Origin of the sequence: Lactococcus garvieae subsp. garvieae (assembly GCF_029024465.1) — a bacterium.
Taxonomy (GTDB): domain Bacteria; phylum Bacillota; class Bacilli; order Lactobacillales; family Streptococcaceae; genus Lactococcus; species Lactococcus garvieae.
In genome coordinates this window covers 240,846-266,771 of the sequence record NZ_CP118950.1, presented here as the reverse complement: position 1 = coordinate 266,771, position 25,926 = coordinate 240,846, and the positions used below count along the sequence as shown (strand labels likewise).

24 protein-coding genes are annotated in these 25,926 nt (G+C 40.5%); 7 read left to right on the top strand and 17 right to left on the bottom strand.

What is annotated here, in order from left to right:
• Positions 1-80 precede the first annotated feature (80 nt).
• From groL to PYW30_RS01285, 7 genes are all read right to left on the bottom strand, one after another.
• Positions 81-1,706 (bottom strand): chaperonin GroEL, encoded by a 1,626-nt coding sequence (gene groL, locus PYW30_RS01315; RefSeq protein ID WP_003133890.1) that lies wholly within the window; start codon positions 1,704-1,706, stop codon positions 81-83.
• Positions 1,707-1,734: 28 nt separating this feature from the next.
• Entirely contained in the window at positions 1,735-2,016 is a 282-nt protein-coding gene (groES, locus tag PYW30_RS01310) for a co-chaperone GroES (protein ID WP_003133888.1), read from the bottom strand.
• A gap of 116 nt (positions 2,017-2,132) precedes the next feature.
• The gene (locus PYW30_RS01305) at positions 2,133-2,663 is read right to left on the bottom strand and encodes a ClbS/DfsB family four-helix bundle protein (protein WP_042217590.1); all 531 of its coding nucleotides are present in this window, start codon (positions 2,661-2,663) and stop codon (positions 2,133-2,135) included.
• Between the two features lie 57 nt (positions 2,664-2,720).
• Entirely contained in the window at positions 2,721-3,110 is a 390-nt protein-coding gene (gene ssb / locus PYW30_RS01300; protein WP_042217592.1) for a single-stranded DNA-binding protein, read from the bottom strand.
• A 69-nt stretch (positions 3,111-3,179) separates the two neighbouring features.
• Positions 3,180-3,803 carry a YtpR family tRNA-binding protein gene (ytpR, locus tag PYW30_RS01295; protein WP_042217594.1) on the bottom strand — a complete coding sequence of 208 codons (624 nt, stop codon included), beginning with the start codon at positions 3,801-3,803 and terminating at the stop codon, positions 3,180-3,182.
• A gap of 1 nt (position 3,804) precedes the next feature.
• Positions 3,805-4,125, bottom strand: coding sequence for a thioredoxin family protein (locus PYW30_RS01290; protein WP_003133882.1), 321 nt, complete (start codon positions 4,123-4,125; stop codon positions 3,805-3,807).
• On the bottom strand, positions 4,122-4,409 hold the full coding sequence (locus PYW30_RS01285; RefSeq protein WP_042217596.1) for a hypothetical protein: 288 nt from the start codon (positions 4,407-4,409) through the stop codon (positions 4,122-4,124). The genes PYW30_RS01290 and PYW30_RS01285 overlap by 4 nt, the downstream gene beginning before the upstream one ends.
• A 198-nt stretch (positions 4,410-4,607) precedes the next feature.
• On the opposite strand from PYW30_RS01285, the gene pepA reads away from it, so the two are divergent.
• Positions 4,608-5,675, top strand: coding sequence for a glutamyl aminopeptidase (gene pepA / locus PYW30_RS01280; RefSeq protein ID WP_003133879.1), 1,068 nt, complete (start codon positions 4,608-4,610; stop codon positions 5,673-5,675).
• Positions 5,676-5,788: 113 nt separating this feature from the next.
• Positions 5,789-6,472: a phosphatase PAP2 family protein gene (locus tag PYW30_RS01275; protein ID WP_042217598.1), complete on the top strand. Its 684-nt coding sequence runs from the start codon at positions 5,789-5,791 to the stop codon at positions 6,470-6,472.
• A gap of 16 nt (positions 6,473-6,488) precedes the next feature.
• Here the strand turns inward: PYW30_RS01275 and PYW30_RS01270 are convergent, their stop codons facing one another.
• The 3 genes from PYW30_RS01270 to PYW30_RS01260 all read right to left on the bottom strand — a co-directional run bounded on the left by PYW30_RS01270 (position 6,489) and on the right by PYW30_RS01260 (position 9,894).
• On the bottom strand, positions 6,489-6,893 hold the full coding sequence (locus PYW30_RS01270) for a methylated-DNA--[protein]-cysteine S-methyltransferase (RefSeq protein ID WP_041825249.1): 405 nt from the start codon (positions 6,891-6,893) through the stop codon (positions 6,489-6,491).
• Positions 6,883-7,392, bottom strand: coding sequence for a methylated-DNA--[protein]-cysteine S-methyltransferase (locus PYW30_RS01265; protein WP_042217603.1), 510 nt, complete (start codon positions 7,390-7,392; stop codon positions 6,883-6,885). Before PYW30_RS01265 ends, PYW30_RS01270 begins: the two co-directional genes overlap by 11 nt.
• 78 nt (positions 7,393-7,470) lie before the next feature.
• On the bottom strand, positions 7,471-9,894 hold the full coding sequence (locus tag PYW30_RS01260) for a transglycosylase domain-containing protein (protein ID WP_042217604.1): 2,424 nt from the start codon (positions 9,892-9,894) through the stop codon (positions 7,471-7,473).
• Positions 9,895-10,029: 135 nt separating this feature from the next.
• Here PYW30_RS01260 and tyrS point away from each other — a divergent pair, with 135 nt between their 5' ends.
• The 3 genes from tyrS to PYW30_RS01245 all read left to right on the top strand — a co-directional run bounded on the left by tyrS (position 10,030) and on the right by PYW30_RS01245 (position 14,051).
• Positions 10,030-11,289 (top strand): tyrosine--tRNA ligase, encoded by a 1,260-nt coding sequence (gene tyrS / locus PYW30_RS01255; RefSeq protein ID WP_042217606.1) that lies wholly within the window; start codon positions 10,030-10,032, stop codon positions 11,287-11,289.
• A gap of 124 nt (positions 11,290-11,413) precedes the next feature.
• The gene (locus tag PYW30_RS01250) at positions 11,414-11,881 is read left to right on the top strand and encodes a hypothetical protein (RefSeq protein WP_003133870.1); all 468 of its coding nucleotides are present in this window, start codon (positions 11,414-11,416) and stop codon (positions 11,879-11,881) included.
• Positions 11,882-11,960: 79 nt separating this feature from the next.
• Entirely contained in the window at positions 11,961-14,051 is a 2,091-nt protein-coding gene (locus PYW30_RS01245; protein ID WP_042217609.1) for a cation:proton antiporter, read from the top strand.
• Positions 14,052-14,076: 25 nt separating this feature from the next.
• Here the strand turns inward: PYW30_RS01245 and PYW30_RS01240 are convergent, their stop codons facing one another.
• The 4 genes from PYW30_RS01240 to PYW30_RS01225 form a co-directional block, all read right to left on the bottom strand.
• Positions 14,077-15,504: an MFS transporter gene (locus tag PYW30_RS01240; RefSeq protein WP_014024238.1), complete on the bottom strand. Its 1,428-nt coding sequence runs from the start codon at positions 15,502-15,504 to the stop codon at positions 14,077-14,079.
• Positions 15,505-15,569: 65 nt separating this feature from the next.
• Positions 15,570-16,790, bottom strand: coding sequence for a tRNA uracil 4-sulfurtransferase ThiI (thiI, locus tag PYW30_RS01235; protein ID WP_019299732.1), 1,221 nt, complete (start codon positions 16,788-16,790; stop codon positions 15,570-15,572).
• Positions 16,791-16,879: 89 nt separating this feature from the next.
• On the bottom strand, positions 16,880-17,887 hold the full coding sequence (locus PYW30_RS01230; RefSeq protein WP_016171016.1) for a YeiH family protein: 1,008 nt from the start codon (positions 17,885-17,887) through the stop codon (positions 16,880-16,882).
• 159 nt (positions 17,888-18,046) lie between these two features.
• The gene (locus tag PYW30_RS01225) at positions 18,047-19,885 is read right to left on the bottom strand and encodes an APC family permease (protein WP_003133865.1); all 1,839 of its coding nucleotides are present in this window, start codon (positions 19,883-19,885) and stop codon (positions 18,047-18,049) included.
• A 415-nt stretch (positions 19,886-20,300) separates the two neighbouring features.
• On the opposite strand from PYW30_RS01225, the gene lysS reads away from it, so the two are divergent.
• Complete coding sequence (gene lysS, locus PYW30_RS01220) at positions 20,301-21,791, top strand: lysine--tRNA ligase (protein ID WP_141921038.1); 1,491 nt, start codon at positions 20,301-20,303, stop codon at positions 21,789-21,791.
• A gap of 95 nt (positions 21,792-21,886) precedes the next feature.
• The gene (locus PYW30_RS01215; protein WP_042217613.1) at positions 21,887-23,485 is read left to right on the top strand and encodes an NAD(P)/FAD-dependent oxidoreductase; all 1,599 of its coding nucleotides are present in this window, start codon (positions 21,887-21,889) and stop codon (positions 23,483-23,485) included.
• Between the two features lie 20 nt (positions 23,486-23,505).
• Here the strand turns inward: PYW30_RS01215 and PYW30_RS01210 are convergent, their stop codons facing one another.
• From PYW30_RS01210 to PYW30_RS01200, 3 genes are read right to left on the bottom strand one after another with little or no spacing between them, the layout of a single operon-like run.
• Positions 23,506-24,489: an FAD:protein FMN transferase gene (locus PYW30_RS01210; RefSeq protein ID WP_042217615.1), complete on the bottom strand. Its 984-nt coding sequence runs from the start codon at positions 24,487-24,489 to the stop codon at positions 23,506-23,508.
• Complete coding sequence (locus PYW30_RS01205; protein WP_014024232.1) at positions 24,458-25,054, bottom strand: NADPH-dependent FMN reductase; 597 nt, start codon at positions 25,052-25,054, stop codon at positions 24,458-24,460. Before PYW30_RS01205 ends, PYW30_RS01210 begins: the two co-directional genes overlap by 32 nt.
• A gap of 56 nt (positions 25,055-25,110) precedes the next feature.
• Positions 25,111-25,914, bottom strand: a complete 804-nt coding sequence (locus PYW30_RS01200) for a transporter substrate-binding domain-containing protein (protein WP_042217617.1) — start codon at positions 25,912-25,914, stop codon at positions 25,111-25,113.
• Between the last annotated feature and the right edge of the window lie 12 nt (positions 25,915-25,926).

Sequence of the window (25,926 nt, the reverse complement as noted above, 5' to 3'; positions counted from 1 at the left end):
CCCACCTTATGCCCACTTTATATATTTTATGCCCAAAAACAGAAAAAGAACCCTTTAATAGCAAGGGTTCTTTTGTAATTCTACATCATGCCACCCATCATTGACGGATCCATAGCTGGAGCTGCTGGTGCAGCTGGTTCTGGTTTATCAGCAACGACTGCTTCAGTGGTCAAGATAAGTCCTGCTACTGAGGCTGCATTTTGGAGGGCTGAACGTGTTACTTTAGCCGGATCCACAATACCTGTCTCAATCATTTCAACCCATTCACCAGTTGCGGCATTGAAGCCAATACCTTTTTCTGCTGATTTAAGTTTATCAATAATGATTGAGCCTTCGTAACCTGCATTAGCCGCAATTTGACGTACTGGTTCTTCCAGTGCACGACGTACGATTGTGATACCTGTTTGCACATCCCCTTCTTCTTCAAGACTGTCGAGGGCTGAGATAACTGTAACAAGTGCAGTACCACCACCAGCAACAATACCTTCTTCGACAGCCGCACGTGTTGCATTAAGTGCGTCTTCAATCAAAAGTTTTTGCGCTTTAAGTTCAGTTTCTGTAGCGGCGCCGACTTTAATCACGGCAACCCCACCAGAAAGTTTAGCTAAACGCTCTTGAAGTTTTTCACGATCAAATTCTGAAGTAGTTTGTTCAACTTGAGCTTTGATTGTTGCTACACGTGTAGCAATAGCATCTGCTGAACCGGCACCTTCAACGATTGTCGTATGTTCTTTATCAACAGTTACTTTGTTGGCTTGACCAAGTGCATCTAGGCTTGCATCTTTAAGTTCCAAGCCAAGTTCTTCAGTAATTACTGTTCCGCCTGTAAGGATTGCTAAGTCTTCAAGTTGTGCTTTACGGCGATCACCAAATCCTGGAGCCTTAACAGCTACAACATTGAAAGTACCACGGATTTTGTTCAACACGAGTGTTGGTAATGCTTCACCATCAACATCATCTGCCACAATAAGTAATGGACGATTTGTTTTCAAGATTTGTTCAAGCAATGGTAAGATTTCTTGAATGTTTGAAATCTTCTTATCTGTGATCAAGATGTATGGGTTATCAAGGTTGGCAACCATTTTTTCATTGTCTGTTACCATGTATTGTGACAAGTAACCACGGTCAAACTGCATACCTTCTACAACTTCAAGTTCAGTTTGCATACCTTTTGACTCTTCAATAGTAATAACACCATCGTTACCAACTTTTTCCATGGCATTTGAGATATACTCTCCGACCTTTTCTGAACGAGAAGATACAGAGGCAACTTGTGCAATTGCTTCTTTACCAGATACTGGAATAGATAATTCCTTGAGTGCTTTCACTGCCGTTTCAGTTGCCAACTCAATACCACGACGAATACCTACTGGATTAGCTCCGGCAGTTACGTTCTTCAAACCTTCACGAACGATCGCTTGTGTCAAAACAGTCGCTGTTGTAGTACCATCACCCGCAACATCATTTGTTTTTGAGGCCACTTCACTGACTAATTTTGCGCCCATATTTTCAAAGTGATCTTCTAATTCAATTTCTTTTGCAATAGTTACACCATCATTAGTGATAAGTGGGCTACCATAAGATTTTTCTAGAACAACATTGCGACCTTTAGGACCAAGTGTTGTTTTTACTGTATCTGCTAAAATATCAATACCACGAACCATTGCTGAACGAGCATCTGATGAAAATTTAATATCTTTTGCCATTTTTTATTATCTCCTGTCTTTATTTTCCTTAAACAATCGCAAGAATATCAGATTCTTTGATAATCAAGAAATCTTCGCCTTCAAATTTCACATTTGTACCAGCAAACTTTTCAAAGAGAACTGCATCACCAACTTGTACTGTTGGTGCAATAACTGTACCGTGAGGAGTTGTTTTACCTGGGCCTACTGCCACAACTTCTGCAACTTGTGGTTTCTCTTGTGCTGCTGAGGCCAAGACGATCCCACCTAAAGATTTTTCTTCTTCCTCTTTTATACGCAATACAACGCGATCCGCTAAGGGTTTCAACATGTTATTCCTCCATTTTATGTTATTTTAGCACTCTTTAAGTTGGAGTGCTAATTTATATATCTTATTTTACCGCGAAGGTCAAAATTAGTCAAGAAAAAAACTTCTTTTTTTGATTTTTAAATCGTTTTCTTATGAAGCCTAAGTTTCTTCAAGGCCCAATCGTAATGTGAAGCCAAAGAGGACTGAAAATACTGTGCTAAGGATGTTGTCCCCGTCCAAGGATAAAATTGCTTTGTATAAAGCTCTTCATCTGAAAAACCTTGCAATAATTGGATAGTGCTGAGGTGGCTTGCCGCAAGTTTTTCCTTTATTTCTTCATAAGAAGTCGCTTGATGCTTTTTCCAGATTTCTTGATTCATTGTCGCGTAGTTTTTCCAAGTATAAGGTGTGGGTAAAAAGCTTTGCGCCTTCCCTGAAACATTACTTTTTACAAAATTTTGCAACAGTACTTGCCACTCATAAAGATGGGCAAATACATCGCGGATATTCTTATCTCGCCCCCAATGGGCCTCTTTTCCCTTCTCTTGACCAAAGACAAAAGTTGCCGTTTGTGCTTCTAGAGGCAATGCATCGACTAAATGACACATCTTATGCCAGTTTTCTTCTGAAAAGGAAATCAGCTCTTCTTTCGTTTTTGCCTTTACCATTTTGCTTCACCTCACTTTCCTGTTTTCATCCTACCAAAAGAAAACGCTTTTTTCAATTTAAAATGGTAATTCGTCTTCTTTTAAATTAAGCGCACTACTTTCTATAGAATCTTGTCGCATGGCAACAGTTGCGCGACTTTCCAAAAGATCAAATGCTTTTACGAGTACTTCTGTCACATAGCGTTTTTGTTCATTCTTGTCCACATAACTCCTGCTTCGTATCTCACCTTCCACAGCAAGCAAGGCTCCTTTTTTAGCATAAGACATACAGTGTTCCGCCTGTTTTTCCCAAAAGACCAAAGTAAAAAAGTCTGTGTCTTTTTCACCTGAAGCATTTTTATAACGTCGCTTGACAGCGAGATTTATCCTCAATAGACTTTTCCCATTGGATGTTTTAGTAAGTTCTGGATCCGCAACGAGTCGACCCACCAATAACGTTTTATTCATTTTGACACCTCCTTGCTCTTTGTACGAAAAAAGACCTCAGCTTTCACTAAGATCTTTATTATTTTGTATTTAGGCTTGCCACATGCTTGTAGCATCAAAAGCTAATCCAGCTTCTAAATCTGTATTCAATTCAATGATACCACGAACTTGCGGTGCATTTGGCAAGTCAAGTTCGCGTGCTGAACAGAGCATACCATAAGAAGGAACGCCACGCAAAGCGCCTGGCCAGATTAAAGAGCCCGAAGGCATCATTGCACCAGGCAAAGCCGCTACTGTTTTCATGCCAACAAAGGCATTTGGCGCACCGCAAACGATTTGAACGGGTGCGTCTAAACCAACTTCTACTTGGCACACATGCAAATGATCGCTGTCTGCATGGTCTTCCATTGTCAGAATCTCAGCAACTACAAATTTAGGTTGACCGTCATATGTGAGCTGTTCGTCAAAACCAGCAGCCTTAAGTTTTTCATTAAGTTCCGCTACTTGATGCTCCGATAAATCATTTTGTCCCTGTGCCACATCTGGCCAATCTTTTTTGATATCGAAAATATTCCAGCCCACTGTTTGCCCTGTATCTTCGCGGAAGATACGCGCAACATCTGCTTTACGTTCATAAGTTACTTCTGCTCCCTCATTGTTTGCTACAATTAGCATGAGAACATCACCAACATTTTTATTATACGTTGCAATCATTTTATTTATCTACACCCTTCAAAAATTCACTTACTTCTTCTTTAGTTTTACGTAGTTTATTGACTAAGCGCCCTGTTTCTTTACCATTTTCAAGAGTTACAAAGCTAGGAATCCCCATGATTCCCCATTCAATAGCCAGGTCCATGAATTCGTCACGGTCAACTTCTACAAAATCAAAATCTGAAAATTCTGCTTCTAATTCTGGCATTTTTGGTTTGATAAAAGTACAGTCTGGGCACCATCCTGCAGTGAAAAACAGGACATGTTTCCCTTCTGATTTTACAATTTCAGCCAGTTCCTCATAATTTTGTGGAATAATCATAAATACTCCTCTCCTAATTCTGTAATTTTTAAGGTTTCTCCATCAATTTCAAAATTGATGTTTTGGTTTTCGCCAACAATCACGCCACCTTTATAAATAGCTCCGCGATCAGCATCCTCAAAGATCCATACTGTTTGAATATCTCGGTCAGCAAAAGCTTCACGTACTGCTTGAATAACCTCTGCCCGCAAATTTTCTTCAACGTGTTTATAACTATGATAAAGTACATGCGCACCAGCTACACCAGCCAGCAGCCCTAAACCAACTTTCAAATATTTTTTCATATAAAAAATTTTAACATAAATTCGAGTATATTAGTACTTATAATTACTGTTCTTCTCAAGATAAGTTCTCATTTTCTAAAAAACCCTGAAACTTAACTGTCTTTAAAAGTTATTTTTATTCATGTTATTATGCCAATACTACTATATACGGCTTTTAAATGCTACAATAAGGGAGTATAAAAAATCAAAGGAGACGAGATGACTCTATTTAACAAAATTAAAGAAATAACTGAAATTCAAGCAACAAGTGGCTATGAAGCGCCAATGCGTGACTATCTTCGTGCACGTATGGTGGAACTTGGCTATACGCCTGAAACTGATGGTCTGGGTGGTATCTTTGTCACTAAAGAAAGCAAAACAGAAAATGCACCTCGTGTCATGATTGCGGCTCACATGGATGAAGTAGGCTTCATGGTATCTTCAATTAAAGCAGATGGTACATTACGTGTGGTTACACTGGGGGGATGGAATCCGTTGGTCGTTAGTGCACAACGCTTTACGCTATTCACACGTGAAGGTAAAAAAATACCTGTTGTGACTGGTGGCTTGCCACCACATCTTTTACGTGGAGCAGCGGGCGCTCCTGCTATGCCTCAAGTGGAAGATATCATCTTTGACGGTGGTTTCATGAGCAAAGAAGAAGTTTTAGAATTTGGGATTCGTCAAGGTGACGTTATCGTACCTGAATCTGAAACAATTTTAACTGCTAATGGTAAAAATGTTATCAGTAAAGCCTGGGATAATCGTTATGGGTGTCTTATGGTCTTGGAACTTTTGGACTACCTTAAAGACAAAGAATTACCAGTAACCTTGATTATCGGTGCGAATGTTCAGGAAGAAGTTGGCCTTCGCGGTGCCCATGTTTCAACAACTAAATTTAATCCTGAAGTTTTCTTTGCCGTTGACTGTTCTCCCGCAACAGATACTTTTGGAAACGATAACGGTCGCCTTGGTGAAGGCTCACTTCTTCGTTATTACGACCCAGGTCATATCATGCTTCCTGGCATGAAAGACTTCCTCCTCAATACAGCAGAAGTTAATGGGATCAAAACACAGGCTTACATCTCAAAAGGTGGAACAGACGCTGGTGCAGCACACTTGCAAAACGAAGGCGTGCCTTCAACAACTATTGGTGTTTGTGCCCGTTATATCCATAGTCACCAAACCATCTTCAACATGGATGACTTCACAGAAGCGCAAAACTTTATCCGAGCTATCGTTACTACTCTTGACCAAGAAAAAATTGCAGCTATTAAAAATTACTAATATAAAAAGAGGGTATAAGCCTCTTTTTATATTCATAAAATTCAGTCATTCAGTTTTATTTCAGAAAGAAAAAGTAAAATCAAAAAGCACCAAATATGCATTAAGGGAAATTTATGAATAAAAAACTTTACTATACTGCTGGTTTACTTACTCTGGTGAGTTTTATCACACTGACTGCCATTGTAAAACTGTCTTATACACACGCACCTATTCCAAGTATTGATTCGCATTTACAAACAGTTGCTTGGCATCTTCAAAACAATGAAGTTCTGGTTCAGATTTCAAGTGTAATTGCGAAGTTTCTTGGCGACACGATGGGCGCTGTAGTTGGTCTTATTATTGCTGCCATTATTTTCATCAAAGATAAGGTTTCAGCAATATGGTTAGCTCTTGTAGCCGGAATTGCTGTGGGAGGAAATACCTTAATTAAGTTAGTTATTGGCCGTGACCGCCCTGACATTCATCGTATTGCCGCCTTTACAAATGAGCCTGGAAAAAGTTTTGCCAGTGGACATACAACCTTTGCTGTAGTTCTCTTCGGCTGTCTCTTTTTCATCCTCTTGCACTATCTCACTTCTGTATGGAGCAAGACTTTGGTGGGCCTTATCGCTGTGGGATTAATTTTTTTAACAATGTTTTCACGCGTACTTCTTGGGGTACACTATCCTTCGGATACTTTAGGCGGCTTACTTTGGGGACTTTCAGTCATCTGCCTCACTTATCCAACTTATCTTCATTATAAAAACTCAGAAAAACCTCAGCGCTACGTGCCTAAAAGCATGAGAGAAGCGGCCTAAATCAAAAAAGCTTTGACTATATGTCAAGGCTTTTTTCATAGTTGAGTATGCTTTGTTTAATATCCACTGCTGCTTCTTGGCCCATAAAACCGCCCAAACTTCCATCTTTACGCGTGACACGATGACAGGGTAAAACGACAGGCAAAGGATTACGTGCTAAAGCCTGCCCTACAGCCTGTTGTGCTTTGGGACTTCCGACACGCGCAGCCATTTCCTGATAACTTATGGTCGTTCCCGCAGGAATTTTGGGAAGTTCTAACCACACAGCTTGTTGAAATGGTGTTCCTGTGGTCAATACAAAGTTTTGGTTCTCGTTAAGGTCTTCGTAAGTCGTTTTTTCGTGTTGGTCATCGAAAAAAACCTGTGTAATCTGTCCCTTAGCATTACGTTCCACAGAAAGCGGAATATTCTCATTCATCATAAGTAGTATTCTCCTCAAAATCCAACAACCATTCTTTACGCCATATCCCTCCGGCATAACCTGCCAGCTGCCCAGAGCTTTTTTTCAATCGATGACAAGGAATCACGATGGCAAAGCGATTGGCTGCATTTGCTGCGCCTACTGCAATACTGGCTTGCGGCTGTGCGAGCTCTTGTGCGATTTCTTTATAGGTTCTTGTTTGGCCAAACGGAATCTCTTCAACTTTTTTCCAGACTTTTTGCTGAAACTCTGTGCCTTGCACAGCTAAAGGGAGTTTAAAACTTTTTCTTTGTCTTGCAAAATACTCTTGCAGCTCTTCCTCTAGTTGACATGAAACCGGAGTTGGATGTTCCAATAGAGGAGCATCCAAGCTTGCAATCTTCCCCTGAAAATCCTTTTGATCTGTAAAATCTAAGCGGTAAAGAAACTCCGCATCACTGATACTCATCATTTGACCAATGGGCGTGGCGATATAGTTTTTATAAAGGGGCTTCTTCATGTCCTTATTATAACATAGTTCTCTCACCCAGAAACTACCTCAACCCACAAAAAAAGAGAGAATTCCTCTCTTTTTTCACTATTTTCTAGTTCCTAAAATTCGGTTCCACGCGTCATTATAATTCGCCTCTGTACCGCCAATTCCAAACTTGAATTGTGTCACAGGTGCTCCATTTTTAGCCCAATAACTTGTGGTTGTTTCACCGGAAACCTTAACATTTTTAAGATTTCCACCGGTTACAGTACCTGGTTTTTGACCGGTCGACTTAAGAACAGTGCTCTTAATCACATCGGGATCTTTACTTGGGTCTGGGAACTTTTCACCCGGACCAAAGACATTTGGATCAGCTGCTGCGATAGCATTGACCAAGTTTGCCATATATGTACCATTATTGACCGCAGCCGTCTTGCTGCCCATCGGCGTATTATCATCATGACCAATCCACCCCCCAAGGGACACCTTAGGTGTTGAAAGCATGAGCCAACCGTCTACATAATCATTGGAAGTCCCTGTCTTACCTGTCCAATCTACACTACTTGCGAGTGTGGGATTAATGGCCTGTAAATCCTGTAAAAAGTTCGTTGTACGGCGACTTACATCATAGGTCAAGACATTCCGTAAAAGATCCTCAGTGATTGTTGATGTGGCTTGTGAGAAGACTCTCTCTGCCTGGCTCTTATGTTCGTAGATGTTTTTACCAGAGTCGTCTTTAATACTTTCGACAACATAGTGTGGCTCATAAACCCCGCCATTCGCTAAGGCCTGGTAGCCATTGGTATGTTGCACCACAGTTGGCTCAATACCACCACCGAGTGGAAGAGACTCCACGCTGTAGTCTGGCACATAATAGCCCATCTTCTTCATGTAAGGTTCCACACTATTGCCAGAATCAAGAATAGCTTGATAGGTCCAATGCGCAGGAATATTCCATGATACACCTAAAGCTTCATTAAGGCTTACCATTCCGGTTCCTGTTTCACCAACGTGCAAGATTGGAGTACCATCAGAGAAACTTGCTGGGTAGTTACTCAGCATACTTGCTGACCCGATCAGTCCCAAATCAATTGCTGGCGCATAAGCTAAGATTGGTTTAATCGACGAACCTGGACTCCGCTTGGTATCAAAGGCATGGTTGTTTTGATTGGTTGCATAGTCTAAACCACCAATAAAGCCAAGTACTGCTCCCGTTTTATTGTCCATGAGTACATTCCCGGCTTGAACTTCACCTGTACCATCCTGTAAAATACCGCCATACTGCGCTACTGCATTTTGCATGGCATCATAGGCGCCACGATTAATCGTTGTTGTGATGGTATAGCCGCCTGTTTGTAAGGCTTGCGCGGCCAACTCACGGTATTTTTGTTTAGTGCTGTCGTTTCCTTGGTCGGTTGCCGAAACCTTATCTCTCTTAATCAAGTAATCATAAACATGATTAAGGGCTTCACTGTACACAACATTATAAAGGTAACCGTGAGCTACAGAATCTTGGGGTTGTGAAGGCAGAAACGCTTGGGAAATATCCACGGCACTGTATTTTTCGTAATCTTTTTGAGTCAAATACCCTGCACGATACATATTAAACAGGACATTTTGTTGACGTGCCAAACCATAAGAGAGCAACTCTTTTGATTTGAGTGAGCCATCCACGTTATAAGGGGAGTAAACAATTGGGCTTTGTGGCAACCCAGCAATGAAAGCTGCTTCTGGCACAGTTAAATCTTTTGCAGACTTACCAAAAATTCCTTTTGCCGCAGCTTGAACACCCGCAATATTTTTCCCTTGATTATTTCGCCCAAATGGTGAAACATTAAGATAATCCGTTAAAATTTCATCTTTACTTAAATATTGATTAAGCTGGAGTGCATAAACAATTTCGCTGGCCTTACGTTGGAAAGTGACACTGTCTCCAAGAGATTGTTGTTTTACCAGCTGTTGCGTAATCGTTGACCCTCCGGAGCTGGTACCACCACCTGCGGCACCCAGTACGCCTCGAATTACTGCTTTTGGCACAACACCATTGTTCGTCTTAAAGGTTTCATCTTCTGTCGCAATCAGGGCTTTTTTCACATTATCTGAAATTTGGTCACTTGCTACATTAATCCTTACCAAATCACTGGAAACATCAGAAATATTTTCACCGTTACTGTATTTCATGACAGATACACCGTGAATATTATTAACCTGCTCGAGAAGTTGCTCCTTACTTGGAACTTTGGTATTTTCAACAAGGCGGGCAAAATATCCCACGCCTGCTGCTGCGCCAAACACACCAACTAAAAGAAAAAGCACACCAAAAATGACAACGACTCCACGCACGACTGAAAAAATAGTCTGAAGTGTTGTTTTACCTTCTTCTGCATCTGCTTGAACTTTTTTCGGCTTTTGAGGCTTTTTCGGAGAATTTTCACGTCTTTCTTGCGTCTTGCGCGCACGCTTTTTCTCCATTTTAGCCTGCAAACGTGCCTGCGCACGTTCCTTCGACTGTTCTTGATCTTTTTTCATAATACATATTATACCAAACTTAGGCTCTTTTTTCGCCCCTATTTTTCCTTTTTTTTGATATAATGAGAACGTTAATCTAATTACTGAGAGAAACGATAATAAAACTGTCAGTATTAACTAAATTTAGGAGGTAACATGAATATTTTTGACGAACTAAAAGAACGTGGTCTGATTTTCCAAACCACTGATGAAAAAGCTCTTCGCGAAGCTTTAACTGAGGGCATGGTAAGTTATTATGTTGGTTACGATCCTACTGCTGACAGTTTACACCTTGGTAATCTGGTCCTGATTCTTACAATGAAACGTCTACAAATGGCTGGACACAAACCCTATACATTGGTTGGTGGCGCTACTGGACTTGTTGGCGACCCCTCTTTCAAAGATGCCGAACGTGGTTTACAAACAAAAGATACTGTTGTGGCTTGGGCAGATAAAATTCGCGCTCAGTTGGAACGCTTCCTTGACTTTGAAAATGGCGAAAATAAAGCGCAGATGGAAAACAACTACAATTGGTTCGAAAACTTATCCTTTATTGATTTCCTTCGTGATGTCGGTAAATATTACACAATTAACTACATGATGAGTAAAGATTCAGTTAAAAGTCGTATCGAATCAGGGATCTCTTACACCGAGTTTGCTTACCAAATCATGCAAGGTTATGATTTCTACGAGCTCAACCAACGTCATGGCATTACATTGCAACTCGGTGGTTCTGACCAATGGGGCAATATGACTGCAGGAACAGAACTGCTCCGTCGTAAAGCTGGAAAAACAGGACATGTCATCACTATCCCATTAATTACCGATTCAACAGGTAAAAAATTTGGTAAATCTGAAGGAAATGCCATTTGGCTCGATGCAGATAAAACGTCTCCGTTTGAAATGTACCAATTTTGGCTAAATGTCAACGACGATGACGCTGTAAAAATGCTCAAAATTTTCACTTTCTTATCTCTTGAAGAAATTGCTGAAATCGGTGAGAAATTTGAGGCTGCACGTCACGAACGCTTGGCTCAAAAAGTACTTGCACGCGAAGTTGTTACTCTTGTCCATGGACAGGCTGCTTATGAGCAAGCCGTAAAAATCACGGAAACTTTATTTGGTGGCGGTGATTTGAAAGCCCTTGATGCCAAGTCCATCCTTTCTGGCTTAAAAGATGTACCTACATATCAAGTGAAAGCAGACGACAACCGCAATATTGTTGAACTTTTGATTTCTGCAGGAATCGAAAATTCAAAACGTCAAGCGCGTGAAGACGTCACAAACGGTGCCATTTATATCAATGGAGAACGTGTTCAAGATTTGGACTATAACTTCTCCGATGCAGATAAAATCGACAATCAACTTACTGTTGTTCGCCGTGGTAAAAAGAAAAATTTCATCTTGACTTACTAAGTGCAAGTCTAATCTATAAGTAGCAACAGGGAACTCCCTGTTGTTTTTTTAATCCACACGCATTATTTTTCTAATTAAATCATGATATAATAGAGGTTAAGAACAAGATTATAAGGATAATAGCATGTCTGATAAAGATTTTGAGCAAATGCTGAGAGATTTACGTGAACAGTATTTAGAAAAAGAAGAAATTACAGAAGAAGCCTCTGATTCTGAAAAAGGTGAGATTTATACTCCCGTTTCACAAGAGGAAAAAAGACACAAAATACTTGAATCACTTCATCTTCTTGAAGAGAAGAAACTTTTCTTGTCTCAAAAACTCAAGGATTTCCATCAGCAAGATGCCAGTTACGAACAAATATCGAAGCTGAAACATCAAATTGAGGCTCTCAAGTATAAACAATCTCTTCTTCAGCAAAAACTTGAATATATCGACAGTGGTGAATCAGACTTCACCAAAAAAGAAAAGCTTAAACGTCAGTTAACAGAACTGGAGCTCAAGCGCTGTCGAGCTCTCTTAAGTAAAAAGAGCTGTGCCAAAATCGATCAGAAGATTAATCAAAAAAAGGAACTTTTCAAAAAAATAAAGTAACCTTTTAGGCTTATAACTCATATGCTGTACTTTTAGTGCAGCTTCTTGCTCTAAAAATAGACGAAAGAAAGGAAAATTTGTGCTCCATACTATTTTTTATGTCATCATTTTTCTTCTTGCTCTAGTTATTTCAAATATCATCAATAAAGTTTTCCCAAAGTTGGCTCTTCCGCTGATTCAAGTCGTGATTGGGCTATGTTTGGGCTTTTTAGGTGCATCAAAACTTTTGCAGGTTGACCCAGAATTCTTCTTGGGCTTCATCATTGCTCCTTTGCTTTTCCGTGAGAGTGAAGAGGCAGATGTCAAACATATCTTTAAACATACTCGAACGATATTAATGCTTATCTTTCCCTTAGTTTTCATTACAACTATTGGTTTAGGCTACTTAACGCATTTCTTTTATTTATCTGTACCTTTGGCTGCTTGTTTTGCCTTGGGGGCTTCATTGGCACCGACAGATGCAATTGCTGTTGCCGCCTTATCCGAACGCTTCAGCTTCCCTAAGCGGGTCATGAGTATTCTTACGGGCGAAGGGCTTCTTAATGATGCTTCTGGTATCATCTCCTTCCAGATTGCGGTTCTCGCACTGGTCACTGGGGAATTTTCCCTGACTCACGCTTCTGCTGACCTTGTGGTTTCCGCAATCGGTGGTGCACTGGTCGGATTTATTCTCGTTTGGATGAAGTCCTTTATTCTCAGAATTCTGGAGGATGTCGATGCGCGAGATGTTACAGGTTACCTTATTTTGGAGCTTATGCTTCCTTTATCGGCATTTTTAATCGCTGATATGCTTGAAGTTTCCGGAATTATCGCTGTCGTTGTTGCTGGGGTCATGCAAGCCAATGGCCTTAAAAGGACTACGCTCTTTGATGCCCAAGTCACAAAAGTGAAAAATACTATCTGGAATTTGTTGACCTTTGTTTTAAATTCAACGGTCTTCCTTTTCCTCGGGATAGAGTTACATCAGCTTGTTTTTCCGCTTATTGCTGATCCCCTTTACTCTACGACTTCCCTTTTGTTCATGGTTTTGCTTTTAACACTTGGTCTTTTTGCTCTTCGTTTTTCATTGTTGGCTATCTACTATCGTTATGTATCTCTGCGTCGCAATCAAAGCTTTTCTGCTTACTGGAACGATATCTTGTTACTCACTTTTGCTGGTTCCAAAGGTACCGTCAGTATTGCCACTGTCCTTTTGTTGCCACGGACAGTAGATATCCCGCACAGCTTAATCATCTTCCTCTGTGCGGCAGTTACCGCGCTCAGCTTTTTAACCGGACTATTTGTTTTACCTTTAATTGCCGCCAAAAAAGTTGTCAAAGTTGACAACATGGTAAAAATTTCTATCTTAGCTGATGTCGTTCGAGAGTTGGAAAATGATCTCAAACAAGTAACAAAAGAAAAAGCCCGTCTTGGTTATAATATCGCTATCGACAGCTATCAAGACCGCATTCAAAAACTCATCATCGAGCAAGAAAGTTCGAATACTTCGATTGACTTCAATGAATTACAATTGCTTATCGTCCGTCTTGAGGCTGAGGGACTGGAAAACGCCTTGAGACAAAATGAAATTTCCATGTATACTTATCGCACTTATCAGCGATACCTTCATTCGATGGAACAATCTGTTGCGCATAATTTGGTTTCCAGTATCCAGTTTGCTTCGGCCATTTCCATCCGTGTGCTTCACTTTTTCTTCTCAAGAATTATTCGACTAGACTTCAGTTTCCGCAAAACACGGCCTGACAATGCTACAGCACATCGTGAAATTACCGAGCTTTACTTTTCTAATACGGAGTTAGTCCTTCAAGCTTTAGACAATCTGGAATCGGTTTACGATGAGCGTTTGATTCATTACTTGCAAGCAGAACGTTTACGTTCCGCAGAGTTTGTTGCCCGCGGTGGATACATTACTGGTATTTTGCATCGTGCGCAACCTAATAACCTGAAAGAAATGATGCGTGCTTACTACTTAGAGCGTAAAACAATCTTTGAATATGAATCCCGTGGCGAGTTAACGATTGGCGAAGCAAAAGTCTTACGTCAAAATGTGAATACTTTAGAGGATTATTCCCTTGCAAGTAATCATCATACCTTACTCTACGACTTTATTGAAAAGAGACGTAAAAAAGTTCAAAGGACAACAAACAACGAATTTTCAACAAACAAATAAATAAAAATAAAAAAAACACCGAGCTTTAACCTTCGCTCAGGTGTTCTTTTATTTTTTTACGTCCCAAAAGACGAACGCCCGCCAAGACCCAAGAAATACTTGTCAGGACAAGAGAGCATACGAAAGCCATATGCATCCCCTGTAAAAAGGTATCTGGATGTTCAGGCAGATAAGTCCTTACCGTATAACCAAGTTGACTGGACATAGAGAGGAACAAAATAATGGTTGCTACAGAAGTCCCTAAAACAAAGGCCATATTCCGAATCAAGGAATTCACAGAGCCTGCTATTCCTAAATACTTACGTTCTACTGTCTCCATGATCAATGCATTATTCGGACTTTGGAAAGCCCCCATTGAGGCACCTTGGAGCAAAAGAATCGCAACGACCCACCATTGTGGCGAATCTGCTCGAATCAAAAGATAACCAATCTGCGAAAGAACGATTCCTGAGATTCCCACAAAGGTAATCACTTCCTTATCTATTTTATCTGCAAGTGCACCCGCTATTGGACTCACAATAAGCATGGCCGCAGGATAGGCCATCATGATAAAACCAGCCGCACCAGGCGCATAATCACGATAATCTTGCAGGTAGAAAGGAAGCAAGATGCTCGCAAACATCGCAACAGTGAAGTTTAAAAGTGACATAAGCAGGCTCAAAGAAAAGAGTCTATTTTTAAAAATCCCCAAATCAAGTAAAGGTTTTTCCTTTCGGCGCTCCGTAAAAATAAAGCTAATAAAAAGTATAAAACCAAGTGCCACACCGAGAAGTAAGAGCGGATTGTTCCATCCTAAAGTTTGGCCAAAATTCAAAGCCATGAATAAAAGGACGATCACGGCAGTCATTTGTAATCCGCCAGACAGGTCAACTTCTTTTATAGATCCTTGCCCTTCATCTTCTGGCAAAGCTCGGCTCCCAAAAATCCAAGCCAGTATCCCTATGGGCACATTAATCCAAAAAATATAATTCCAAGAGGCAACCTGTAAAATTAAACCGCCTAAGGCTGGTCCTGCGATCGATCCAACAGATACAAACATGGAAGTGATGGACATGGCACGTGCACGACTCTCAACAGGAAAAACTTGTGCCACAATACCAAAACTCGTTGCCATAAACATAGAGGCTCCGATAGCTTGCACGACACGTGCAAAAAGTAAGAATGGTAAGCCTAAGCCGATGTTTAGTCCAGCCAATAACGAGCCGACAATAAAAATCGTCCAGCCCCATCTTGTTACGGTTGTTTTCCCAATCAAATCCGCAAGTCGTCCAAAAATAAGGATGATTGCACTAATAACAATCAAATAAATGGTGACCACCCACGTAATCTGTGAAGTTGATACATTTAGCTCACGCGCCATTGTAGGTAAGGCAATATTTACAATCGAGCCATCTAAAGTTGACATGAGTGTAAATAAACCAATGGTGAGCAGTACTTTTGTTCTGTTTTTCATTCATTTCCTTTCTATTTTCCTATAAAGAGACTAAAAACTGCATCTCATGATACAGTTTTCAAAAATCAAAGTAAATCGTCAAATTCATTGGTTTCTGCTTTGTCCCAGTTTTCACCTGTGATGCGGCTAATCATGATGCCTTCAACGGCACGATCGACCATACCTTCTACATCCAAACGCTTTTCATAGGCTAAAACATTTTCTAGTTTAGGATTTGTTTTTGGCGATGGTGGTGCAAATACAGTACAGCAATCTTCAAAGGGTAAAATTGAAAGATTAAAGGTATCAATCTTTTCGGCGATATCGATAATTTCGATCTTATCCATTGTGACTACAGGACGAATAACAGGAGTATTGGTGACTTCATTAATCACAGACATTGAACCTAATGTTTGTGAAGCAACTTGTCCTAAACTTTCACCGTTAATAATCACTTTCCCCCCACGGTCTTCACGAATGCGGTCAACTACACGCATCATAAAACGACGCGTTAAAGTCATCAAATAAGATTGTGGCGCTTTGGCTTTGATTTCCTCTTGAATCTCCGTAAACGGAACTTCAATAAAAGTAATTGTTCCACCAAAAGCTGTTAATTTTGCTGTTAAATCTTTTGCTTTTTTCAAAGCACCAGGGCTTGTATAAGGTGGCGAAGCAAAGTGAACAGCCTCAATTTCTACACCTCGTTTAAGAGCCAAATAGCCTGCAACTGGAGAATCAATACCACCTGAAAGCATCAAGTGCCCGCGGCCTGCTGTTCCTACAGGCATTCCTCCTGCACCTTTAAGGGTTTCGAAACTAAGATAAGCACCCTCAAGTCGAATTTCGACACGGAGAGTGATGTCTGGTTTTTTCATTTGTACTTTAGCATAGTCAAAATTGTCAAAGACAACATCGCCTAAAGTCATGTTTAACTCTGTGGAATCCTGCTCAAAGCTATGGTCCGCACGACGTGTTGCGATTTTGAAAGTCATTCCTTCATGGTAAATTTCTTTCATCAAGTCAACAACTGCTGCCTTCAGACCTTCAATTGATTTTTCAACTTTGATGGATGCTGAAAAATTTTGAATCCCAAAAACTTTAGTTAAACGTTGAGAAACTTCTTCGTAATCTGTACCATTTAACTGGATATGAGCGCGATCTCGTTGCGCTGTAATCTTCAAGTCGGTCAAATCAGCAAGCACTTCTTTGATGTTGTTGGCCAAACGATTGATAAAAAAGCCACGGTTTTTTCCTTTTGTTGAAAGTTCACCATAGCGAACCATAATTTCATCGTATACGATAGTCATTTTATTTTCCTTTGTTACTTAATATAAGGTTATCTTTTTATTCCTGATAGAATTTCAGTACAGGCTATTATACCACATTCACTATTTTTCTAGGTTAATAATAGACGAATCAACACTAATGCAATTCCCACTTGGAAAACAAGCACAGCTAAGCCGTAGATTGCTAACTTTCTTCCCGCGCGGACGAATTCCACTAGATTAAGCCTTAAACCGATAGCGGCTAAAGCAATAATTTCGCACCAACTACTGATAAAACGTGCCGTTTCCGTAATGACTTTAGGAAATTGAAAAACTGTATCCAGACTACACAGAATAATAAATCCTAATACATACCAAGGCAGAAAGGATTGACGCTTAATCTTGAGCTGACCTTCCTGTCCAGTTGGTGCTTTCTCTGTGCGACGTGTTTGGAAAGAAAAATAGAGGACAACAAAGACAAGCATGATGATACGCATGATTTTAAACAAGGTAGCCATTGTTGTTGTTTCCGTATTCACCATTGTTGCTGAAGCCACAACCTGCCCCACAGATTGAATGGTTCCCCCAATCAGAGCTCCACGTAGGAAATCATTTGCTCCAAAAAACCAGGTCCCTAAAAGCGGTAATAGAAGCATTAAGACTGTCCCCATAAGGTTAACCATTGTTATCGCTGTTCGCTTGTCTTTATCTTCAGCTCCAATAACTGGCTCAACTGCTGCAATGGCTGAAGAACCACAAACGGCATTCCCAGAGGCCATCAGCGCATTAACTTTCGAGGAAAAACCAAGTTTCTTCCCAATAAACAGGACAAACACAATTGTAAGGACCATTTGTAGAAGAATAAAGCTTATACCACTCCAGCCTAATTTTTGTATCGTTTGAAAGGTAACAGTCGCTCCTAAAAACATGACTGAAAACTCAAGAAGTTTCTTTTCTGACCAAGCCGTACCTGCAAAGAGGACCGGTTGTTTGAAGTAAACATTCCCCAAAATAATTCCCAGTAAGATAGCAATAGTTGCTGCACCTAGCCCTTTAAAAACAAAGAGATTTAAAAAGTAACTCACTAAGGCAACCACAAAACTGAGCCCCAAACCTGGCATAATCTTCTTATTTAACATGACAACTATTATAGCAAAAAACAAAAATTATTTTGTGTATTCATTGACATGTCCTATTCGTCTCATTTATCGTCCTAATATGAAGTTATTTTCTTATTTAAAGGGAAAGAAAAAAGCGCCCAGTCAACAGTTTTCTGTTGTCTTGAACGCTTGGTTTATTTATTTTTTTAAATGATAGTTGTAGCTTGAAAGGATGATATCTTCATGAGCATTCAGATAGTAACGGAGGCGTAAGCCAGTCTGATTGTGGAAGATATTTTGCCATGGTTTTGACGGAATGAAAGTTGGAATCAAAACAGTGGTTGTATAATTGTGCGCTTTTGCTTGTTTTGCAGCGAGATTAATAAAGCGAACAGCTGGCGTGATGATACTCCGATAGCTGGTATGTACAACAGTCAACTTGATGTCTGGGAAAGTTTCATTGAAATCACGTTCGATCTCTGCTTCTTTTTCCGTATCTTCTTTTGTCGACACGTGAAGCGCAATAAGATAGTCTCCTACAGAACGTGCATAGTTAATCGCTCCAACATCAACATTGGTTACATTTCCGACCAAGACGATAACTGTGTTACCATCAAACTTGTGCTCTGCGGTTTCTTTGCGCAAACGCAATTGTTCCGCCACATTCATATAATGACTGTGAATACGGATAAAGCAGAAAATCAAAATAGGTAAAACAATAAAGAATGGCCAAATTTCAGCTGTGCGGAAAATGAGCAAAATCATCACCACGACAAAAGAAATGATTGCCCCAATAATGTTAGGGATAGAACGTAGCAAGAACTTACTTCCAAGCTTCTTGCGCCAATGGACAACCATACCGATTTGAGCCAACGTAAATGGTGTAAATACACCAATAGCATAGAGTGGGATAAGGCGATCTGTTTGCCCATCAAAGATAAACAAGAGAATAACTGCACCAATAGCCAGGCTGATAATCCCGTTTGAATAACTCAAACGTGTCCCACGCGCAGTGAACAAGTGAGGCATGTATTTTTTCTTCGCCATATTAAAAGCAAGCATTGGAAAGGCTGAATAACCTGTATTTGCTGCTACCGCCAAAATGAGAGCTGTAGCAATTTGGAAGATAAAGAAGAATGCATGCCCAAAAACACTGTCTCCAAAAATCTTTTGCGCCATTTGGGCGATAATGGTCACGTCACCACGCGGTGTCAATCCAAGCCAATAAGCAAAGAAGATTACACCACTGAAGAACACTGCTAAAATAATCCCCATCATCACCAAAGTCTTGGCTGCATTTTTTTCTTTCGGTTGCTTAAAGAATGGTACAGCATTCGAAATGGCTTCTACCCCTGTCAGAGATGATGAACCTGTTGAGAAGGCTTTGAGCAAGAGGATAAGTGAAACCCCTCCTACGGTTGTACCGATATGAGCCGGTGCTTGGTAGGGTAAACTTCCCGATAAGATGCGGAACACCCCAACGCCTAAGAGGGCAACTGTCGTCACAATAAACGTATAGACAGGAATCATGAGGAAGGCTGCGGATTCTCGTAAGCCTCGGAGATTCATCAGCATAAGCAGTAAGGCAAGGGCCACTGCAATTTCTAAATTGTACTGATGAAGTTCAGGTAAAGCTGAGGTTATAGCATCCGCTCCTGAAGCTGTAGATACAGCAACCGTCAACATATAGTCGACCAGAAGCGATCCGCCGGATATTAATCCTGGGATTGTACCAAGATTTTCTGTTGAAACCAGATAAGCTCCGCCTCCTGATGGATAGGCATGAATAACCTGCGTATAACTTCCAATCAGCGCAAACAGTAAAACTAAAATAATTAAGGCAATAGGTATCGAATACCATGAAGCCCCTGCACCTACTGCAACCAATACCAAAAGAATTTGTTCAGGTCCATAAGCAATTGATGACAAGGCATCTGACGATAACATGGCTAAGGCCTGTAATTTAGTCAGCAGGTGTGAATCTCCTACTGTTGACTTTAAAGATTTACCAATTAAAAGCTCTTTGACTTTTTTCAAAACGTAACTCCTGTATCATAAAATCTTTAAGTTGGATTTATCCGGCTTAATTCAGTCTAGGCTTGACTTTCCTAGCATAAAGAGGCCTCTCCAAGATAACTCAACTATTGTAGCATTTTTTTATTAATTTTAGTAGTATTTTTATGTTTGGTTTCAGTAACAAATGCAACAGAAAGACAAAGTGACCGAAAGTCTTTTAAAACAAGCTTTCTTAAGCTCTATATTTCGGGACTATTTCTCTTTTTCTCTGAAAAATGTCATATTTCAAGTCTGTAAATGACGGCATTTTATTTTTCTAAAAATAAAGTTCAACTTTTCTTTCATAAGATTTTTCAAAAACATGATTATAAGCTGTCAAAAGCCGTAAAATTATGCTAAAATATGGTTGATATAAACTTTTTTATAGGAGAAAAACATTTTGGCTGAAATTATCGAAGAACTTAATGACCAAATGAAAGTCCGTCGTGAAAAAATGGAAACACTGCGTGAATCAGGCATTGATCCATTCGGACATAAATTTACTCGTACACACAACTCTGCAGAATTACATGCAGAATACGATGAAAATACTAAAGAAGAATTACACGAAAAAGACTTGCATGCAACCATCGCGGGACGTCTAATGACAAAACGCGGTAAGGGTAAAGTTGGTTTTGCTCATATTCAAGACCGTGAAGGACAAATTCAGATTTACGTGCGTAAAGACGAAGTTGGCGAAGAAAACTACCAAATTTTCAAACAGGCTGACCTCGGTGACTTCCTTGGTGTTGAAGGACAAATCATGAAGACAGATATGGGCGAGCTTTCTATTAAGGCAAGCAAGTTGACTTTCTTGTCTAAAGCACTTCGTCCATTGCCAGAAAAATTCCACGGCCTGACAGATACTGAAACGCGTTACCGTAAACGTTATTTGGACTTGATTTCAAACAAAGAAAGCTTTAATCGTTTCGTTACACGTTCTAAAATTATCAGCGAAATCCGTCGTTATATGGATGGCCGCGGCTATCTTGAAGTTGAAACTCCTGTTTTAAACAACGAAGCCGGCGGTGCAGCAGCACGTCCATTCTATACACACCATAACTCATTAGACATCGACATGGCGCTTCGTATTGCAACAGAATTGCACTTGAAACGCTTAATCGTCGGTGGTATGGAAAAAGTTTATGAACTTGGTCGTGTTTTCCGTAACGAAGGAATGGATATGACACACAATCCTGAGTTTACAACGATGGAATCTTATGAAGCTTATGCTGACTTTGACGATATCATGGATTTGACTGAAGGAATCTTCCAACACGTTGCGCACTCTGTCCTCGGCAAAGATATCGTTGAATACGATGGTAAAGAAATCAATGTGGGTGGTAAATTCGCTCGCATCCACATGGTCGATGCAATTAAAGAACAAACAGGCGTTGACTTCTGGAAAGAAATGGATTTTGAAGAAGCTGCTGCTTTGGCGAAAGAACATGATATTTATGTGGAAAACCACTTCACAACGGTTGGCCATATTATCAACGAATTTTTCGAGAAATACGTGGAAGATACATTGATTCAACCCACATTTGTTTTTGGACATCCAAAAGAAATTTCTCCTCTTGCGAAGATGAATGCTGAAGATCCACGCTTCACTGACCGTTTCGAACTCTTCATCAACGGTAAAGAATATGCTAATGCCTTCTCAGAGTTGAATGACCCAATCGATCAGCTTGAACGTTTCGAAGCACAAGCGAAAGCGAAAGAACTGGGTGATGATGAAGCCACCGGTGTAGATTATGATTATGTTGAAGCATTGGAACACGGTATGCCACCAACGGGTGGTCTCGGTATCGGTATCGACCGTTTAGTCATGCTCTTCACTGGTACAACTTCTATCCGTGATGTCTTACTCTTCCCAACAATGAAATAAAAGCAAAAATCCAGTTCTCAGGGCTGGGTTTTTACAATCAAGAAGTGTGCGCTAGCTTTTGTCAGCAACACTTTATCTAGATAAGAGAACAAACTATGTTAAGAATATCTCAAATAAAAACTTCAATTGATGAGCCTGTGGAAAAAGTGAAAAGCTTACTTTTGAAAAAATTAAAAATTCAAGAATCCGACTTGATTGACTATCGTATTTATAAGGAATCAATCGATGCGCGCCATCGGGGAGAAATCAACTTTATCTACACGGTTGATGCCAAAGTCAAAAATGAAGCCAAACTCCTCAAGAAAAAAATAAAAAATGTTTCACCCTCGCCAGACTTGAAATATAAAGAGCCACAAATCGGAACAGAAGCCATGAAACATCGTCCCTTAGTCATCGGTTTTGGTCCTGCTGGCATGTTTTCTGCTTTACTCTTAGCGCAAATGGGTTACCGTCCTATCGTTTTAGAACGGGGCCAAAAAGTTGAAGAACGTGTGAAATCCATCGATGAGTTCTGGAAAAAAGGAAAACTCAATCCTGCTTCAAACGTCCAGTTTGGTGAAGGTGGTGCAGGTACCTTTTCAGATGGAAAACTTACTTCCCGTGTACGCGACTTGCGTGGGCGCAAAGTTTTAGAAGAATTTGTAAAAGCCGGCGCCCCTGAAGATATCCTCTACAAAGCGCATCCGCACGTAGGTACAGATTTACTTCGCGATATTGTCAAGAATATTCGTGAACAGATTATTGCTTTGGGTGGAGACGTTCTTTTTGACAGTCAAGTCGCTTCATTTATCATCGACAAAAATAAGCTTCAAGGTATTGTTCTCAAAAATGGCGAAGAAATCCTCTCCAATCATGCCATTTTAGCCATCGGACACAGCGCACGCGATACCTTTTCTGAGTTGTACGATAAGGGAATTAATATGACAGCTAAACCTTTTGCTGTTGGAGTTCGCATCGAACATCCTCAAAGCTTGATTAATCAAGCACAGTACAAAGAATTTGCTGAGCATCCTCGTCTTGGCGCAGCAGAGTATCGGTTAACACACAAGGCCAGTTCTGGACGAGGCGTTTATACATTCTGCATGTGCCCTGGAGGACTTGTCGTGCCCGCCGCGTCGGAAGAAGGCCGTTTAGTAACCAATGGTATGAGCGAACATGCCCGGTCTGAAGAAAATGCCAATAGTGGCTTACTGGTTCAAGTCTTCCCAGAAGATTTTGGCCAAGATCATCCACTTGCTGGGGTCGAATTCCAACGAAAACTTGAAGAAAAAGCATTTGTCCTCGGTGGTAAAACTTATCAAGCCCCTGCTCAATTGGTTGGAGATTTCCTTGCAGATCGCCCCTCTACTGGCATCGGTAAAGTGACGCCTTCTTATGCTTTAGGTGTCACTCCAACGGACTTAAGCCAACTCTTCCCTGAATATATTACTTCTTCTATGAAGGAAGCTCTTCTTGGATTTGACAAAAAAATCCAAGGTTTCGCCATGAACGATGCAATTATGACTGGTGTTGAATCTCGCTCTTCTTCTCCTGTTCGCATCAATCGTGATGAAGAAAGTTTCCAATCTATTTCCACACAAGGCATTTATCCATCTGGTGAAGGTGCCGGATTTGCTGGCGGGATTGTATCGGCAGCCATTGATGGTCTTAAGTGTGCCGAGCAAATGATTGCCTCTTATGCACGACCTGAATAAAGAAAAAAACTGAGCAATACTCAGTTTAAAATCTTAAAACGTTTATCTATTAAACGTACATCCTTGGGCTTAAGTCCAAGGATTTTTATTTCCTTCTCTTTGGTAATAAGTACTGCAGCTTGAATCACATCTTGTCTTTTAGCAAAGACTTTTTCAGGTTCTTCCGAAAAGAACATTCTCTTCGCCTCAATCTCCCCATCTAATGACTTTTCAGAAAATACCGTCACGCTGGCTAAGTTGTTCACATGAGGATAACCTGTTTCAGGATTGAGAATATGATGATAGCTCTTTCCGTCTCGCTCTAAATAGCGTTGATCAATTCCAGAAGTTACGACAGACGAGGAAGTGGTCAGCACTTGCTGTACCAACGATATCCCATGAGTAAGTGGGTTACGAATTCCGACACGCCAATGTCCCTTTAGAGGCAATCCCAAAAACCGAATATTACCCCCAAGATTAACGATGCCTGTGGAAAGACCAGTTTCTTTCCAAAATTCTACAACTTTATCTGCAATATATCCTTTGGCTATACCTCCTAAGTCTAAGGACATTCCTTTTTGAGGGAGAAAAACAGTCTTTTTCTGATCATCCAGAACGATATGATCTGGACTTACCAAAGCAAGCATGTCTTGAATTTCTTGCTCGGAAGGAATACGGGCATCAGCAAAACCGATGTGCCAAAGGCGCACTAATGGTCCAATACTTGCATTAAAACCAAAATGCTCCTGACTGATCTGCACAGCTTTTTTCGTTAAAGTATAAACTTCTTCCGACAAGGGAGCAGCTTTTAATCCTGCGAATTGGTTGACCGCCATGAGCTCCGAGAACGCCCTGTTGACTGTGAATAAATCTTCATAATGAGCAATTTTTCTATGGGCCTGATCAAGTCTTTCTGTAGTCTCTGACTTATCCACCTCAAGTAAACTTAGCTCAATAACTGTACCTAAACCTCGATATTTTTGAGACAAAAAATCACTCATACTCCGATGCTCCAGTATCCGCATCTGTTTCTATCAGCGCGCGTAAAGGCTGCAAGTTCTCGCTGTAACGGCAAAAGTTTCTGAAACAATGTTCCAACCAAGAAATCGTTTGTCTGTCAATTAAATTTCCTGAGACATCGAAAGCATCAGCCGCATGACTCAATAAAAATTGGTTAGCGGGTAAGACAAAGGCTTCCAATCCGGGGGATTGGAGGATTTGTCTGAGATTTTCCTGTGCAAAAACAGACCCCTGCTTTCCTAGAGAAGCGCCTACAATCATAACCGGTGTATTAATAATGGGTTGCAATGCTCCCCAAGAGAGCCATTCCAGCAAAGACTTCAAGGCCGCAGTAATGGCATGATCGTACTCCGGAGTAGAAATAATCAAGCCATCTGCGGCTTCAATGGCTTCAGCGATTTCACGGATTCTGTCGGGCAAGTCCATGCTGTCTTCCGAAAACAAGGGTAAGCCTGCTATCTCGATAACTTCAATCTCAGCTTCATTAATAAAATGTTTCTTCATATACCAGAGCAACTTTCTATTGTAAGAAAAGCTGGCATTGGTTCCTACTATTGCAATAAATTTCATCTTTATTCCTCTTCACTATAAATAAAAAGAGCTTTCGCTCTTTTTATTTTAACACCTTAAGGAAGAAACCACTGCTTAGAGAGTTTGCTAAATTCACCCGACTGCTGAAGGGCTTGTAAGCCTTGGTTGACTTTATCCATTAATTCAGTATCTTTCTTTCGTGCTGCTACGGCATACTCAACTTGTGGATAAGGCGTTTCTAGAATATTATATAATCCTTCAAGCTGATGATGACGAAGATAAGTTTGAGTATAGTCCTTATCTAAAAGAACAGCTTGAATTTCACCTGCCTGCAAGGCGGCGATGGCATTGCTCGGCTGGTTGTAGAGAAACATCAGATTTTCTTTGACAATATTTTTTAAAATCTGTGGATACTCGCTAAACAAATCATAAGCTGCTGAAGCTTTTTGCCCACCAACTGCTTGACCATGCATATCGCCAATATTATAAAGTTCTGCTTCTTTAGGGACAAGCAACACCAAATTTCCCGTGTGGTAAGGTTGACTAAATAAAAGGGTCTTTTCCCTTGTCTTATTTGCTGTATAAGGGCCCCAAATCAGATCAACCTCTCCTTCTTTCAAGGCTTTTTCTTTGGCCGACCAGTCCAATGCTTTCCAGTCAACCTTTATATTATAAGAAGCAAAGATTGCCTCTGCTAGAGCTACATTGAAACCTTCAGGTTTTCCACTCTCTTGCCTTGAAGTTAGAGGCGCAAAGTCTGCCTCATAACCAATAGTAATCGTCTTGCTTTCTTCAATCTTTTGCCATGTATTTTTCTTCGTGTTTACCCCACAAGCCGTCAAGCTCATAAAAATAAATAACAAGAGGAAGGGAAGCAGGTAGAATTTGATTTTCTTCATGCTTTCATTTTA

What these genes read in the sequence shown, in the direction of transcription:
- groL (WP_003133890.1), bottom strand. Translation starts at nt 1,706, where the DNA reads ATGGCAAAAGATATTAAATTTTCATCAGATGCTCGTTCAGCAATGGTT.
- groES (WP_003133888.1), bottom strand. Translation starts at nt 2,016, where the DNA reads ATGTTGAAACCCTTAGCGGATCGCGTTGTATTGCGTATAAAAGAGGAA.
- PYW30_RS01305 (WP_042217590.1), bottom strand. Translation starts at nt 2,663, where the DNA reads ATGGTAAAGGCAAAAACGAAAGAAGAGCTGATTTCCTTTTCAGAAGAA.
- ssb (WP_042217592.1), bottom strand. Translation starts at nt 3,110, where the DNA reads ATGAATAAAACGTTATTGGTGGGTCGACTCGTTGCGGATCCAGAACTT.
- ytpR (WP_042217594.1), bottom strand. Translation starts at nt 3,803, where the DNA reads ATGATTGCAACGTATAATAAAAATGTTGGTGATGTTCTCATGCTAATT.
- PYW30_RS01290 (WP_003133882.1), bottom strand. Translation starts at nt 4,125, where the DNA reads ATGATTATTCCACAAAATTATGAGGAACTGGCTGAAATTGTAAAATCA.
- PYW30_RS01285 (WP_042217596.1), bottom strand. Translation starts at nt 4,409, where the DNA reads ATGAAAAAATATTTGAAAGTTGGTTTAGGGCTGCTGGCTGGTGTAGCT.
- pepA (WP_003133879.1), top strand. Translation starts at nt 4,608, where the DNA reads ATGACTCTATTTAACAAAATTAAAGAAATAACTGAAATTCAAGCAACA.
- PYW30_RS01275 (WP_042217598.1), top strand. Translation starts at nt 5,789, where the DNA reads ATGAATAAAAAACTTTACTATACTGCTGGTTTACTTACTCTGGTGAGT.
- PYW30_RS01270 (WP_041825249.1), bottom strand. Translation starts at nt 6,893, where the DNA reads ATGATGAATGAGAATATTCCGCTTTCTGTGGAACGTAATGCTAAGGGA.
- PYW30_RS01265 (WP_042217603.1), bottom strand. Translation starts at nt 7,392, where the DNA reads ATGAAGAAGCCCCTTTATAAAAACTATATCGCCACGCCCATTGGTCAA.
- PYW30_RS01260 (WP_042217604.1), bottom strand. Translation starts at nt 9,894, where the DNA reads ATGAAAAAAGATCAAGAACAGTCGAAGGAACGTGCGCAGGCACGTTTG.
- tyrS (WP_042217606.1), top strand. Translation starts at nt 10,030, where the DNA reads ATGAATATTTTTGACGAACTAAAAGAACGTGGTCTGATTTTCCAAACC.
- PYW30_RS01250 (WP_003133870.1), top strand. Translation starts at nt 11,414, where the DNA reads ATGTCTGATAAAGATTTTGAGCAAATGCTGAGAGATTTACGTGAACAG.
- PYW30_RS01240 (WP_014024238.1), bottom strand. Translation starts at nt 15,504, where the DNA reads ATGAAAAACAGAACAAAAGTACTGCTCACCATTGGTTTATTTACACTC.
- thiI (WP_019299732.1), bottom strand. Translation starts at nt 16,790, where the DNA reads ATGACTATCGTATACGATGAAATTATGGTTCGCTATGGTGAACTTTCA.
- PYW30_RS01230 (WP_016171016.1), bottom strand. Translation starts at nt 17,887, where the DNA reads ATGTTAAATAAGAAGATTATGCCAGGTTTGGGGCTCAGTTTTGTGGTT.
- PYW30_RS01215 (WP_042217613.1), top strand. Translation starts at nt 21,887, where the DNA reads ATGTTAAGAATATCTCAAATAAAAACTTCAATTGATGAGCCTGTGGAA.
- PYW30_RS01210 (WP_042217615.1), bottom strand. Translation starts at nt 24,489, where the DNA reads ATGCGGATACTGGAGCATCGGAGTATGAGTGATTTTTTGTCTCAAAAA.
- PYW30_RS01205 (WP_014024232.1), bottom strand. Translation starts at nt 25,054, where the DNA reads ATGAAATTTATTGCAATAGTAGGAACCAATGCCAGCTTTTCTTACAAT.
- PYW30_RS01200 (WP_042217617.1), bottom strand. Translation starts at nt 25,914, where the DNA reads ATGAAGAAAATCAAATTCTACCTGCTTCCCTTCCTCTTGTTATTTATT.